Annotated in this window: 10 protein-coding genes; 6 read left to right on the forward strand and 4 right to left on the reverse strand. The window is 60.7% G+C overall.

Translation table 11 applies throughout. The features are described from left to right. Nucleotides 1-22 precede the first annotated feature (22 nt). Nucleotides 23-2,830 (forward strand): [protein-PII] uridylyltransferase, encoded by a 2,808-nt coding sequence (locus NF685_RS03470; protein ID WP_373317801.1) that lies wholly within the window; start codon nucleotides 23-25, stop codon nucleotides 2,828-2,830. A gap of 21 nt (nucleotides 2,831-2,851) precedes the next feature. Here NF685_RS03470 and NF685_RS03475 read toward each other — a convergent pair whose 3' ends face one another. Both NF685_RS03475 and NF685_RS03480 read right to left on the reverse strand, forming a co-directional pair. After that, nucleotides 2,852-4,618, reverse strand: coding sequence for a tetratricopeptide repeat protein (locus NF685_RS03475; RefSeq protein WP_252848614.1), 1,767 nt, complete (start codon nucleotides 4,616-4,618; stop codon nucleotides 2,852-2,854). 98 nt (nucleotides 4,619-4,716) lie between these two features. Further along, nucleotides 4,717-5,067, reverse strand: coding sequence for a DUF3147 family protein (locus NF685_RS03480; protein ID WP_252848615.1), 351 nt, complete (start codon nucleotides 5,065-5,067; stop codon nucleotides 4,717-4,719). 158 nt (nucleotides 5,068-5,225) lie between these two features. Between NF685_RS03480 and NF685_RS03485 the strand changes: the two genes are divergently transcribed. The 5 genes from NF685_RS03485 (at nucleotide 5,226) to NF685_RS03505 (ending at nucleotide 11,559) form a co-directional block, all read left to right on the forward strand. Next, nucleotides 5,226-6,332: a major royal jelly family protein gene (locus NF685_RS03485; protein WP_252848616.1), complete on the forward strand. Its 1,107-nt coding sequence runs from the start codon at nucleotides 5,226-5,228 to the stop codon at nucleotides 6,330-6,332. A 131-nt stretch (nucleotides 6,333-6,463) separates the two neighbouring features. Further along, a complete protein-coding gene (thrC, locus tag NF685_RS03490; protein WP_252848617.1) occupies nucleotides 6,464-7,870 on the forward strand; it encodes a threonine synthase in 1,407 nt (468 codons plus the stop codon). 150 nt (nucleotides 7,871-8,020) lie between these two features. Then, on the forward strand, nucleotides 8,021-9,286 hold the full coding sequence (locus tag NF685_RS03495; RefSeq protein ID WP_252848618.1) for a M16 family metallopeptidase: 1,266 nt from the start codon (nucleotides 8,021-8,023) through the stop codon (nucleotides 9,284-9,286). After that, entirely contained in the window at nucleotides 9,283-10,626 is a 1,344-nt protein-coding gene (locus NF685_RS03500) for a TldD/PmbA family protein (protein WP_252848619.1), read from the forward strand. Before NF685_RS03495 ends, NF685_RS03500 begins: the two co-directional genes overlap by 4 nt. Before the next feature lie 9 nt (nucleotides 10,627-10,635). Then, on the forward strand, nucleotides 10,636-11,559 hold the full coding sequence (locus tag NF685_RS03505; RefSeq protein WP_252848620.1) for a Tim44 domain-containing protein: 924 nt from the start codon (nucleotides 10,636-10,638) through the stop codon (nucleotides 11,557-11,559). A 691-nt stretch (nucleotides 11,560-12,250) separates the two neighbouring features. Here the strand turns inward: NF685_RS03505 and NF685_RS03510 are convergent. Both NF685_RS03510 and NF685_RS03515 read right to left on the reverse strand, forming a co-directional pair. Then, nucleotides 12,251-13,258: a heme o synthase gene (locus NF685_RS03510; protein ID WP_306414240.1), complete on the reverse strand. Its 1,008-nt coding sequence runs from the start codon at nucleotides 13,256-13,258 to the stop codon at nucleotides 12,251-12,253. After that, entirely contained in the window at nucleotides 13,192-14,382 is a 1,191-nt protein-coding gene (locus NF685_RS03515; protein ID WP_252848621.1) for a heme-copper oxidase family protein, read from the reverse strand. Before NF685_RS03515 ends, NF685_RS03510 begins: the two co-directional genes overlap by 67 nt. Nucleotides 14,383-14,411: the final 29 nt, after the last annotated feature.

Here is a 14,411-nt window from a genome sequence, read left to right on the forward strand (position 1 = left end):
GCCTCCTCCTCGACGGATCTTAATGCGCGAACCCATCTCCCTTCATGAAAACGACATGCAGACGGCTCTTGCGACGGCACTCGACCGCGCCCGTCAGCCAGATGGCAGCGTGTCGCGCGAGGATGCCGTCAGTTTGTTTCGCCGTCATATCGGGCGGCATCATGGCGAGATACGACGCCTGTTCGAGGGGCGTCAGCTCAAGGGGATCGCAGCCGCTGCGACACTCGCCCAGCTCATGGACGGTGCGATAGACAGCCTGTTTCATCTTGCCCAGGCGGTCACAGGAGCGCCGGATGGTGGTCTGTGTCTTTGCGCAACAGGTGGATATGGCGGTGGCCTGCTTGCCCCGTACAGCGATATCGACCTTCTTTTCCTGACCGTAGCGGACCCCACGCCCCAGACCACAGCGCAAGTGGAATACATGCTGTATTTCCTGTGGGATCTTGGCGTGCGTGTCGGCCATGCAACCCGTTCCATCGAAGGCTGTCTCGAAGCCGCGCGTGAGGATCTGACCATACGCACCACCCTGCTCGATGCCAGACGCATCGTCGGGGCAGGAGACCTGTTTTCGGAGTTCGGCGCACGCTTCAGCGAAGGCGATGAGAGCGCGCTGTCCTTTATCCATGACAAGATAGACGAACGCGAAAAACGTCACAAACGCTTCGGCGACAATCCTTACATGGTCGAGCCGAACATCAAGGAAGGCCGGGGCGGTCTACGCGATCTCCAGACGCTCAACTGGATGACACGCGTCCTGCAGGACACAAACGGCCTCAATCCTGCAAACAAACATCGCCTGCACGAACCCGCATTCACCACTTTGGGTCTGCTGACCGATCAGGAAGCCAACCGCGCAAGACGTGCATGGAACTTCCTCTGGACGATCAGGCTGCACCTCCACTACATCGCCGGACGTGCCGATGAACGTCTGGCTTTCGATGTCCAGCCCGTTATTGGCGGTCGCATGGGCTATGCCGGGCACGGTCGCCAGCAGGGCGTCGAGCGCTTCATGCGCCATTATTTTCTGACCACGCGCGAGGTCATGAGGCTCAGCCGTATTCTCGAGCCCAGCATCATGCAGCGCCTTCAGGGGCCCATACGTGAAGCTCCCTATCGAGGCACCACGCTGAATGCCGATGAAGCGACACATTTCCGGCTGATCAACGAGCAGATCGCCCCGGCCGACACACAGTGTTTCGACAGCGACCCGCGCCTTATGGTCAGAATGCTCGACGCCGCCTGTCGCGACAATCTGGCCCTGCACCCGACAGCCATCCAGCAGCTGATACGCAATGAACGCCGTATTGCCTCGCTGCGTGAAGACCCTATGACGATGCGGGTCTTCCTCAATCTTCTCATGCGCCCGACCGAGATGAACCGCGAGAATGCCCAGCCCAGCGGTGCGGACTGGCTGACCATACTCAACGATACGGGCTTTCTGGGCGCCCTGCTGCCGGACTGGTCCCGCATCGTGGGCCAGATGCAGTTCGATACCTATCATATCTACACGGTCGATGAGCATAATATCGAGGCCGTGCGCATGCTCGGCTGGATTGAAGCCGGGGCCATGGCCGACGAAATTCCACTGGCCTACGATCTTGCGCGCGACATGCAGTCACGCCGCGCCATGTACGTCGCCACGCTTCTGCACGACATTGCCAAAGGTCGCGGTGGCGATCACTCGGTTCTCGGTGCGGAAGTCGCCCAGCATGTCTGCCCGCAGCTCGGACTCGATGCGGAAGAAACAGAGACCGTTTCCTGGCTGATCCTGCATCATCTCCTGCTCAGTCAGACCGCCTTCCGACGCGATATCGACGACCCCAGAACCATTCTCGACCTGGCTGATATCATCCAGTCGCCCGAGAGACTGCGCCTTCTGCTCCTTCTTACGATCGCCGATATGCGCGCCGTGAGCCCCAATGTCTGGAATGCATGGAAAGCGACCCTGCTACGCGAGCTTTACAGCCGCGTCGCCGAGGTGCTCGAAGGCGGTCTGGCCGCCACGGAGCGCGACGAACGCGTCAGCCATGCGAAGGAGCTGGTACGCGACGGTCTGCTTCAGCAGGGCGTGCCTCAGGAACAGTCGGATCATTTCCTGACGCTGGGTTACGCCGGGTACTGGCTGGGTTTCGACGCCGATACGCATATGCGCCATGCACGTCTGGTGCTGGATTCCGAGACGCATGCAGCCCCCCTGACAATCGAAGCGACGCCCATTCCACAGCGCGACGTGACTGAGATCACGATTTTCAGTGCCGATCACTCGGGGCTTTTTTCGCAGATCGCAGGGGGACTCGCCGTTGCCGGCGCCTCCATCGTCGATGCCCGTATCCACACGCTCAGCGATGGCATGGCACTCGATACATTCTGGGTGCAGGACGGAAACGGTCGCGCCTTCGATACGCCGCTTCAGCTCGCGCGGCTGAACAGCCTGATCGAGCAGTCCCTTTCCAGCCGACTGCCTGTCGATGCCGAGCTCGACCGCATGACCGACCAGCGCGCCACGCGTCGCATGCGTGCCATTCATGTGCCTTCACGTGTGGTGATCGATAACCGTGCGTCCGAGCGTCATACGATCATCGAGATCAACGGGCGCGATCGCCCTGGGCTGCTTCACGATATCACGCGCACGCTGAGCGAACAGTCGCTGCAGATCTCCTCTGCCCATATCACCACCTACGGCATGCGGGCTGTCGACGTGTTCTACGTGCGCGATCTGGTCGGGACGAAAGTAACCTCTGAGACGCGGATGGCTGAAATTCGCGCTGCCCTGCTTGCAACGATGAGCCGCGACGACACCGCACAGCCGGTCAAACCCGTGGCCGCCTGATACTCGGCGGGCGGCCCAGGCTCAGGCTCTGGCTCCGGGGCGCTGAGCGATGTGCTGACGCAGGGCTTCCGACACGCGGGCGATCACCAGCGGCCAGGCCTGTTCAGGTGGGCAGTAATCGTCCGGACGGAAAACACGCAGGGCCTCGTACCAGTCAGGCCCCTGCCAGCGCCAGTCCCCGCCCTGACGATCGAGAAGCCAGAGCGGCACGCCGCACGACCCGGCAAGATGGGCCAGCATCGTGTCGACACCTATAACCAGTTCGCAACGCGCCATGGCCCGGGCCGTATCGAGGAGCGTATCGCCCACGCCCTGCTCCATACAGGCCGGTGCGTCACCGAGCTGGAAATTCACGAAACGACATTCTGTCGTATCTAGAAGCGGCGTCAGCATCGTTGCGGGCAGGGAGCGCCGGGCGTTGAAACGATAGGCAGGATTACCGGCGCGGAACAGGCCGATGCGCCCCTTCTCCACCTTCATGCCCAGATCGAGGATCGGTGACGGATCGATTGTCGAAAGCTGCAAAAGCCGAGGCAGACTCAACAAGGAACAGGCCAGTTTCGCCTCGCCCTCAAGCCTTACACGCCCCGATCGCATCAGGGCGGCAAGACGCGGCATGAAAGCGAGCAGCGGATGAAGCACGGTCGGAATGACAAGGATCAGGGGCGCGCGTAACGCTGCGAGAGGGACGAAACGCAGGAATTGCAGGCAATCCCCAAGCCCCTGCTCCGCTCGCACGCATACCGGTTCATCTGTCGCTTCACCTTGCCATGACGCTTCGGGGGCTGGCTGGCCCAAAAGGAAGAGTCGCGATTCGAAATTGTCCCAGCCTTCCGCAAACGCGCCCTGTGCAAGCTGGATCGTGGCAAGGTTGAAACGGGCCTGATGATACTGCCGCTCACCGACCACCGGATCGCCGGCCCCACGGCTGTTCTCCCCCTGTCCGGCAACGCTTTGCATGATGTCGCGGAAAACGGTTTGCGCTTCCATGACGTGTCCGGTTTCGGCCCGAAGCATGGCACGGTTGGACATTATCCCGGTATCGTCCGATGCCAGGGCCAGTGCCCGGTCGAACGCGTCGCTGGCATGGTCGAGCGCCCCTAGGGCCTGATAAACGAGACCAAGCGTATTCAGTGTCTGCGCTGTTGGCGCATCGAGGGCAATCGCCCGTTGCAAGGCTGTCAGGGCGTCGCTCATCCTGCCGGCTTCGAAGCAGGCCGTCCCGAAATTGGCATGGGCCTCGGCCCTATCCGGCAGATGCGCCACGAGTGACGAAAAAACCGGACAGGCATCGCTAAAGGCACGCCTTTCCATGAGAAACATGCCGCGTCGCATCAGGAGCGGCACGGGATCGGCTGCAAGCCGGACTGCCTCGTCGAATTCTTGCGCACTCTCCTGTGTCTTCCCGTCACGATAATAGAGTTCGGAAAGAAAGGCCTTCGCGCGAAAATCGCGCGGTTCCAGCAGGACAGCCACGCGACAGGCCGATACGGCCTCGCGAAAATGACCTGCCTCATCGAGTGCTGCGGCCAGCGTGAGATGGAACCGCGCCTTCTCGCTATCGTCACCTGTCAATGTGAGTGCATGCGCGACCATGGCGATGGCTGTGCGCGGTTGTCCGGTTTCACGCGCGACGCAGGCAAGGCCGTGCCAGGCTCCCGCGCAATGAGAGTCTTCTGCAAGGACTGCCTTCAGAAGCGCCTCGGCACGCGCTGAATCGCCTCCCGCAAGATGAGCGAGAGCCGTGTCGATACGCGACGGGGAGATGTGAGGACGGGACAGGGTCATGACCCGGATCATGACCCGAGCGATGCGTGCTTACAACCGATCCTGCGAACGGGCCCGGAGCACAAAGATCCATCGCAGGTTTTCGGCCTCGATGCGCCTCAAAGCACCAGGCCGAATCTTGGGCCGATGAGTGTCACGCCGCAGTAAAGGCCGATAGTCAGCACGCAGCCGCAGGAAAGAGCAGGCCAGAACCCGACCCCGTGGCGCAGCAAAGCCGGTATAAGCAGAAACATCGGCAATGAAGGCAGAACGTACCAGAAGGTCGCACCCGCATGATCGGCCATGTTCCGGGCATCCGGCCTGTCGCGCCATAACCAGATCATGCCCATGACCGAAACCAGAGGCAGGGAAGCGATCAGAGCCCCGAAACCGGGAAAGCGCCGTGCCACCATGGAAGCGCAGGCAATGAGTATTCCCGAGATCAGGGAGCGAACGAACAAAGCAAGCATGAAAAGCCCCTCTGGCGAGAAAGTAATCCTGGTGAGGAACCGCAACCCGCCTGCAAAGACAAGCCCGGAAGCAACCAACCGGGGAGACATAAGGCGACGAATGCCCCGGCCGACACTGTCGCGCGAAATCGAACCCGGTTGTTTTGCATGAAAGCCGATTGAGCCTAAAAGACCTTATGGCCGCATTCCTCCCTTCCCTCCGGTCCGGATACCGGTTTCTTCTGCCCACCGTCGCATTGGCGCTGGCAGGATATCTTTCCCCTGCGCAAGCCGCTCATGAGCGGCCCTGGCTGGCCGATACGGCTCAGGGCGCAATCGTCCAGACAATTCCCCTGCCCGGACAAGCCCAGTGGCGTCAGGCTCTGACCATGCCGGACGGGTCGGTAATCCTGCTGCGCGATCAGGATGCGCAGGAGAAAACTGCCTTCCTTGCACGGCTTGGTCCGGGGGCAGATACGGTTACCTCCCTCGTTCCCGACTGGTCGGGCATCGGTACGGCCCGAAAGAGCGCAGAGGGTGTCGCCCGAGATGCGTTTACGCCAGTCGCCCTGGCGCATGATGAAAAGGGCGCACTATGGGTGGTCGATGAGGGGGCCGACCGCAAATCCGCGCGCCTTCTTCAGCTCGACCCGCAAACGGGCAAGGTGCTGGCCGTTATCCCGCTGCCCGCAGAGGCCGTGACACCCACAAGCCGGTTTACCGCTCTCGCCCTGCATAACGATACGGCGTATCTCGCCGATGAAGGCGGCATTGCCCTCACCGTCGTCGATCTGCGCCGTCATGCAGCAACGCGCTTCTTCGCCGGATATCCCTCCGCGCGCGGACATAGCCCGCTGATCGTCGATAATCAGGTTGTGCAAGGCAAGGACGGTCACCCGCTTACGCGCGATATCGCCTATCTCGCTCTCGAGAACGATGGCGCATGGCTCTATGAACTGGCACCGACAGGCCCGATCTACCGCCTGTCGACCGCACTGCTCACCGATCCTTCGGTAACCCCTGCCGAGTTGATGGAAGGCGTCACGCAATGGCGTGGAACGCCGACCGTGGGCGGTCTGACGATCGACAACAAGGCGACACTCTATCTGACCGATGTCACGCGGGGCCGTCTGCTGAGCTTCGACACGGGACGTCACCCGCATGTGTTGCTCGTGTCTCCCCTGCTGGTGCAGGCCGGTATTCCCGGCTGGGCACCTGATACACGGGGCGCGGGGCAGATCTATGTTCCGGCAGGTCACAGCCTGTTACGCATTGCCCTGCCCTGAAAATCGCGTCATGTCTTGCGTCTCTTTTCCTGTCCTGTCTTTCTGCGTAGCCGCCCCTTGCCATGATGGGATGCGGCATTCGCTGGCAGACCGGAGCCCGCTCCTGTAGCCCCTCAACCGTGAAGGCCATCATGCAGTACCGTTCCACGCGCGGCGACGCGCAGCCGCGCTCCTTTTCAGACATTCTTCTGGCCGGTCTGGCCGAAGACGGTGGACTGTACATGCCCGAAACATGGCCGCAGTTTACGCCCCAGGAATGGCGCGAAATGCGCAAACTGTCCTATCCGGATCTTGCCGCGAGAATACTGTCGGTATTTGCCGAAGGCAGCATCGACCTGCCCACCCTGCAGACACTTTGTGCACGGGCCTATGCAGGCTTCTCCCATGCCGCCATCGCGCCGCTGGTCGAGGTCGAGAACGGCCTGTTCTCGATGGAGCTGTTCCACGGTCCGACGCTTGCTTTCAAGGACATGGCCATGCAGCTGCTGGGGCAGCTGTTCGAGCATGTGCTGACGGAACGCAACCAGCGCGTGACCATTGTCGGCGCGACATCGGGAGACACGGGCTCCGCCGCGATCGAGGCTTTCCGCGGTAGCCCGCATCTGTCTGTCGCCATCCTGCATCCCATGGGCCGCACATCCGATGTGCAGCGCCGCCAGATGACGACGGTGAAAGACGACAATATCCTCAATATCGCCGTCGAAGGCACGTTCGATGACTGCCAGGATCTGGTCAAGGCGATGTTCGCGGATACGCAGTTTCGCAACGAGATCAACCTTTCGGCTGTCAACTCGATCAACTGGGCGCGTATCGCGGCCCAGATCCCGTATTACGTACGCGCTGCCCTGATGATGGGGGCACCCGATCGCGAGGTGTCGTTTGCTGTGCCAACCGGCAATTTCGGCAATGTGCTCGCAGCATGGGCCGCCAGCAAAATGGGCCTGCCGGTACGGCGCCTGTGCATCGGGTCGAACCGCAACGACATTCTGACCCGGTTCCTCACGAGCAACGACATGAGCATGCGCGCGGTCGAGCCGAGCTATTCGCCATCGATGGACATCCAGATTTCCTCGAACTTCGAACGTCTGCTGTTCGAGCTGCTGGATCGCGACGCAGAGGCGTGCCGCAACACGATGCTGGCATTCAGGCAGACAGGCCGCATGACGGTCGATCCGGCTGTCTGGCAGCGCGCGAAAGACCGCTTCGGTGCCCTGATGCTGGACGACGAGGCAACACTGGCGGAAATGCAGACCCTCTGGGAAAGATCGCTTTATCTGGCCGATCCTCACAGTGCCATCGGCCTTGCTGCGGGACGACAGGAGCAGGAGCCGGGCATTCCGATGATCGTCGCTGCCACGGCGCATCCTGCCAAATTCCCCGATGCCGTGCGTCGTGCCACAGGAATCGATCCTGCCCTGCCGCCACACCTCGCCGATCTGTTCACGCGCGAGGAACGCTACGAAACGCAACCCAATGAGCTCAATATCATTGAGGACTCTGTAAGGCGTCATCTGGCAGGCCATACGCACAAGGCCTGATCCGATTTCGTTTTCCAAGACCGCGCTGTCTCTGTCCGGCTGGCATCTCGCCAGCCGAAACTGATGCAGAGAGCGGGGGCTAGGATTTTGCCTGCCCCGTCGCCATCTGTTCAGAACCCCTTACCATGTTGCCAGGACCATCACCGCTCGATGACCGATCCGATCACCGTCACCACTCTGCCAAATGGCCTTACTGTCGTCACCGAGAGGATGGAACGGGTCGAGACCGTTTCGTTCGGCGCTTATGTCGCTACAGGAACGCGTAACGAAACTGCCGAGGAAAACGGGGTCTCGCATTTTCTCGAACATATGGCGTTCAAGGGCACACAGCGCCGCAGTGCCGCGCGCATTGCCGAGGAAATCGAGAATGTGGGCGGGCATATCAATGCCTATACCGCGCGCGAGCAGACTGCCTATTACGTCAAGCTGCTGAAAGAGGATCTCCCTCTCGGCATCGATATCATCGGCGATATCCTGACCCACAGCACCTTTCTGGATCAGGAGGTCGAGCGCGAGCGCGGCGTGATTCTGCAGGAGATCGGACAGGCCAACGATACGCCTGACGACATTATTTTCGACCACTTCCAGGAAACGGCGTTTCGCGACCAGCCCATGGGCCGTCCCACGCTGGGTACGGAAAAACTCATCGCCTCCATGAAGCGTGAGTCGATGATGCGCTACATGCAAACGCATTATACCACGCAGAACATGGTCATCGCCGCTGCCGGCAATCTGCACCACGAGGCGGTGCTCGATCTGGTGGAGGAGCATTTCCGAGATCTGCCCGATCATCAGCCTCCTGCGCGTGAAGGCTGCACCTATCTGGGCGGCGAGCATCGCGAATCCCGTGATCTGGATCAGGCCCATCTGGTGCTTGGCTTCCCGTCGGTCAGCTATAACGACCCCGCCTATCACGCGACCATGCTGCTCTCGACCGTGCTCGGCGGCGGCATGTCGTCTCGCCTGTTTCAGGAAATCCGTGAAAAGCGCGGGCTGGTCTACTCCGTCTATTCCTTCGCCCTGCCCTTCCTCGATAGCGGGCTGTTCGGGATTTATGCCGGAACAGGCGAGCAGGAAGCGGCAGAACTCGTGCCTGTCCTGCTCGACGAACTGCGCCGCATCGGCGACGGGATCAGCCCGGAGGAAATCGCCCGCGCCCGCGCGCAGGTAAAATCCTCGCTTCTCATGTCGCTTGAGAGCACCGGCAGTCGCTGCGAGCAGATCGCCCGTCAGATGCAGCTCTTCGGACGCATTATCGATACGCAGGAAACCGTAGCGAAGATCGATGCAGTCGATGAAGCCTCGATGATACGGGCAGCAGAAACCCTGTTCCGCTCGCGGCCGACACTCGCAACCATCGGCCCTGTGGGGTCCATTCCCTCCTTCGAGGCGATCAGCCAGAGGCTTGTGGCATGAGTGCAGAACAGGACCGTCTTGCCGATCTGATCAAGGCGGCGAAGCAGGCAGGCGCCGACCGTGCCGATGCGCTTGTCGTCTCCTCCCGTTCCGTTTCGGCCATGTGTCGACGCGGTGTGCCTGAAGGACTGGAGCACTCCGAGACGATCCAGCTCGGTCTGCGGGTGTTTGTTGGCAAACGGGCGGCGAATGTTTCTGCCACCGCGATCGACCCGAGCCGCTTCGAGGCTCTCGCCCAGCAAGCCGTTGCCATGGCGCGCGTCGTGCCCGAAGACGCCCATGCAAGCCAGGTCGACCCGGACAGCCAGGGCAGCTACGATATCGCATCGCTCGATCTCGTCGATCCGTCCGAGGCGCCGTCTCTCGACCAGTTGCTTGCACGTGCACGCGAAGCGGAAGAGACGGCTCTGGGGTATGCGGGCATCACAAACAGCAACGGGGCATCGGCGGCATATGGCCGCGTCGATATCACGCTCGCTGAAAGCAGTGGGTTTTCCGGACAGTACGCCCAGACCAGCCACAGCACCGGTGTCAGCGTTCTGGCTGGCGATGGTCCTGCCATGCAGCGCGACTATGCAGGTCACAGCGCACGCTATCTGAGCGATCTCGATGCGCCTGCAGTTCTGGGCCGCGAGGCGGCGGAGCGCGTTCTGGCACGACTGAACCCGGTCAAGCCGCGCACGGGGAGCTTCCCTGTGGTGTTCGACAAGCGCGTGTCGTCAAGCCTGCTCGGCCATCTGGCCGGGGCGATCAACGGCGCATCGATTGCACGCGGCACGTCGTTTCTCTCGAATCATCTGGGAAAGCCCGTTCTTCCCGAGGCGCTCAGCATCATAGACGATCCAACCCGCCGTCGCGGTCTGCGCTCCAAGCCCTTCGATGCGGAAGGATTTCTGCCCCGCAGGTTGTCCTTCGTCGAAAACGGCATTTTGCGCGAGTGGATACTCGACAGCCGCTCGGCCGGCCAGCTTGGTCTGCCGAATAATGGCCGTGCCTCACGCAGCGTTGGTGGGCCGCCCTCGCCCGCCGTCAGCAATTTCTACCTGACTGGTGGAACGGGCTCGCGCGATGCGCTGATGGCCGATATTGTCGAGGGTATCTACATCACCGAAATGATGGGATCCTCGATCAACGGCCTCACCGGCGATTACAGCCGCGGGGCCTCAGGATATATGATCCGTCATGGCGTTCTGGCCGAGCCCGTGGCCGAACTGACCATTGCGGGTAATCTCATCGAAATGTTCGCCTCTCTGCGTGCGGCGGACGATCTCGAATTCCGCCATGGTGTCGATGCCCCGACCCTGCGTATCGACGCCATGAGCGTTGCCGGAAGCCAGTAAGGAGTTTTCATGTCACGCCGCCTCTTCCGCGCCTCTCTTCTGCTTCTCGCCCTCGCTCCGCTCATGGCCGCTCCGGCCGATGCGCGCCCGGGCGGTGGACGCTCAATGGGGAGCCGCGGCAGCCGCACCTACTCCCCGCCGCCCATGACCCAGACGGCGCCATATCAGGCGCGTCCGATGGAGCGCAGCTATGCGCCCCCATCTTCTCCCTCTCCGGGTTACAGCAACCCGATGCAGCGCCCGATGGGGCAGCCTTACGGGTTTGCACAGCGTCGCCCGTTCATGACGGGGTTTGTAGGCGGTCTGCTGGGTGCAGGCCTGTTCGGCATGCTCTCCGGCCATGGTTTCCTCGGGGGAGTCGGCGGCTTCGTATCGTTTATCGGGCTGCTGTTCCAGATCGCCCTGATAGGCTTCATCATCGTGATGGTATTGCGCTGGCTCGGCAACCGCCGGTCTGGCAATGGGCAGTCCAGCGGGATTGGCGCGCGCCCCGGTCAGGCTTTCTCCAGCAATGCCGGAGCCCCTTCCGTGACGCTCTCCAACGCCGATTATCAGACATTCCAGCAGCTTCTACTGGACATTCAGGCTGCGTGGAGCGCGCAGAACATGCGCGCGCTGGCAAGCATGGCAACACCCGAAATGGTGTCCTATTTCAACGAGCAGCTTGCCGATTACGCAAGCCGCGGTGCGCGCAACATCGTCTCGGACGTCCAGTTCATCAGCGGCGATCTGTCCGAAGCCTGGCGCGAGGGCAATCTGACCTACGCAACTGTCGCCATGAAGTACTCTCTCTATGACGTCACGACAGACCAGTTCGGCAATGTCATCGATGGCAGCAAGACTGAACGTCAGGTCGTGACCGAACTCTGGACCTTCGTACGCGCCGATGGCCGCGGCAACTGGGTTCTTTCTGCTATACAGCAGGTTGGCTAAGGCCATCCTTCCAGTCAGATCCCTTATAAGGATCTGACTGGGCTAAAGACTGGCCCGTGAGGCCACAGCCATAACGGAATGACGAAATATCGCTCCTCGGTCGGGACTCATTGCCTTCTCCGACTGGACGATACCGTAGCCGGGTATTCTGACGCTGTGCGGAGGTCTCTTCAGCGTCGCTCGCAGATAGATCGAACCTATAATATCGACCACAGAGCGAGACGCTGATGCTCCGTGACCGTATTGGCATCAGCCATGAAAAAACGCCATCTGCTCCTTGGAGACGCGTCCCCAGACCTGTTCCAGCAGGTTATCGAGCGCGTTCAGGGTGTACAGAGGATGAGGCGCGAGGTCGTCACGTTGCGTAACCTCACGGGCGCACGCAGGGACGCCCTGTCTCGGATAGTGAAACCCCAGATTATATTTCGTAGAACGGTAAGCGGTCCGAGGTTCCGATGCGAGTTCCGCAATACGGAAAATTGCCTTGAAAGACTCTGACCTCAGTCAATGCCGAACTATGCAGCCCGAGACGGCAGAAACGACATATCGATCGATGGGAGGGCGGCAGCACCGTGCCACTTCGGTCAGAGACGAAGATAGGTCAGCGCAAAGAGTGAAATCATAACCACTGACAGACCGCCGACCAGCCCGACGATGCGTCCCTGACGTCTGGACAAGTGATCGATCTTCATCATGGGAACAACACCCGGTCAATAAGAAGGGCCGAAAACAGCAGGAACAGATAAGCCAGCGAATAACGAAACGCATAGCGCGCAGGCTTGTCCGCATCCAGACTGACGCCGCTTGCGTCCTGACGGTCCATCAGAACACGCAGGGCAAACCAGACAAAACCCAGGCCGAGCAGTGTGGCACTGACCGTGTAGATCATGCCGCACAGATGCAGAAAGGACGGCACCAGGGAAACCGCGAACAGAATAAGCGTATAGACGAAGATATTCCAACGCGTATGACGCGCGCCCTTGACCACGGGAAGCATGGGAATGCCAGCCTTCGTGTAGTCCTTGCACGCATAGAGCGAGAGCGACCAGAAATGCGGTGGCGTCCACAGGAACACGATCGCAAACATGACCACTGGCAGGACGCTCATCGAGCCCGTCGCAGCGGCCCAGCCGATCATGGGAGGGAACGCCCCTGCCGCCCCGCCAATAACGATATTCTGGGGCGTGCTACGCTTGAGCCACATCGTATAGATGACGGAATAGAAGAAGATCGAAAAGGCGAGAATACCGGCAGCAAGGGCATTGCTCGCAAGCCAGAGCAGCGCAACCGAGGCCAACGACAGAACGATTCCGTAAATCAGCGCTCCATCGGCATCCATACGCGCGTCAGGGATCGGACGCACCGATGTGCGCTTCATGACAGCGTCGATGTCGCGATCGTACCACATATTGATAGCGCCTGCGGCACCTGCGCCGATGCATATGCACAGCATATCGATCAGGCCGAGCGGTACGGATGGCCATTGCGGCGCAACAGCCATGCCGGCAACACCCGTGAAGACCACCAGTGAAATCACGCGCGGCTTAAGCAGAGCCAGCCAGTCGCGAAGTGTCGCGCCTTGCGTTTTGTCGAAGACCGACTCTCCGGATGTCACGCTCTGCGAGGCGCTCATCAGCGTGTCGCCCTGGCCAGTTGGCGCATGGGCATAAGCAGTCGCATGCCGAGAAAAGCCACGCATATGAGCGACATCGTCATCCCCCCCTCACCGATGCGCTGCAAAACCGGCAATGCGGGCATCATGGCAAGCAACGCCACGCCCATCGAAACGAGATGAATGCGACAAAGCGAAGACGGCGCGGCAATTTCCGGGAATACCGCCTGCCATTTGTAGTAGCATCCGAACAGGGCGAAAACGGCACCGAACATCATAGCCGAGTGAAATGCTTCCGGACGTGTCGGGAAAAGCCCGAGCACCCAGCCTGCGGAGAGCAGGAGCATCGCCGGAAAACTCCAGGAAAGCGCATAGGTCATGACGAAGCTGCGTCTCCAGAGCGATGCGCAGATCATGACCATAATGGCGAGGCTTGGCACCGCAACGCCCACACCAAGAAGCCAGCCGTCAGAGAGCCCTGGAACAGTCACTCCATGGGCCCAGACAACCGAAACCCCAAGCGAGGCGATCGCCATCAGCACAGGCAGGACAATTCTGGAACGAAGCGACTGGAATGCGACAAGATTGGCAATCGCCCCCAGCGCAAGCTGAACGACAAGAGCAAGCACCGGAACCTGCGCCCGCCCAAGCCAGTATTGTGCTGTCGGCAGAGCGTCACGCCCAGCCACGACATCATGAGCAAGACCAGCGAGAAGCACCGGCGTCACAACGATCAGTCCAAGCGAGGCAAGCAATTGCGACCATGCAAACGGGGTAAGATCCCGAAAACGCACATCGCGGCATTCAAGGCATTTGATGACCGTCGTTACCGCCAGAAGAGCGGATCCGACACACCAGAGCGCCAGCGACGCGATAAAGGCTGCCGGCACATGGGCGCCCCAGACGGCCGCGAACGCTCCGAGAAGAAGGGCAAGAAAAGCGATCCGGTCGAAACAGATCATGGCTGGGGGCAATGGGGTCAGCTCGTTCGGCAGAACCAGACGCCCCATACCACCGATGAAAGCAGGAACAAGAACAAAGAGATCGAGAAGCAGACCGTGGCTCAGGCTATGAAACGGTCCGGCTCTCTGGGCGAACAATCCAAGAAATCCCCCAGCCAGACCGCAGAAAAGCGAAAGGCCGAGAAAAGCTGCGCCATCCCCACGAAAACCGGCGGCCTCGCTGTGTCTCGAAATCGGTGAATGTAACAAGACCCGTTCCTTATTCCGTTCCTGAGGTC

The sequence above is a fragment of the Asaia lannensis NBRC 102526 genome, assembly GCF_024054035.1.
In the GTDB taxonomy this organism is placed as follows: domain Bacteria; phylum Pseudomonadota; class Alphaproteobacteria; order Acetobacterales; family Acetobacteraceae; genus Asaia; species Asaia lannensis.

Excerpts from the sequence above, each read along its gene's own strand:
- NF685_RS03500 (WP_252848619.1), top strand. The coding sequence starts at position 9,283 with ATGAGTGCAGAACAGGACCGTCTTGCCGATCTGATCAAGGCGGCGAAG.
- NF685_RS03510 (WP_306414240.1), bottom strand. The coding sequence starts at position 13,258 with ATGCGTGGCTTTTCTCGGCATGCGACTGCTTATGCCCATGCGCCAACT.
- NF685_RS03475 (WP_252848614.1), bottom strand. The coding sequence starts at position 4,618 with ATGACCCTGTCCCGTCCTCACATCTCCCCGTCGCGTATCGACACGGCT.
- NF685_RS03470 (WP_373317801.1), top strand. The coding sequence starts at position 23 with ATGCGCGAACCCATCTCCCTTCATGAAAACGACATGCAGACGGCTCTT.
- thrC (WP_252848617.1), top strand. The coding sequence starts at position 6,464 with ATGCAGTACCGTTCCACGCGCGGCGACGCGCAGCCGCGCTCCTTTTCA.
- NF685_RS03495 (WP_252848618.1), top strand. The coding sequence starts at position 8,021 with ATGACCGATCCGATCACCGTCACCACTCTGCCAAATGGCCTTACTGTC.
- NF685_RS03480 (WP_252848615.1), bottom strand. The coding sequence starts at position 5,067 with ATGCTTGCTTTGTTCGTTCGCTCCCTGATCTCGGGAATACTCATTGCC.
- NF685_RS03505 (WP_252848620.1), top strand. The coding sequence starts at position 10,636 with ATGTCACGCCGCCTCTTCCGCGCCTCTCTTCTGCTTCTCGCCCTCGCT.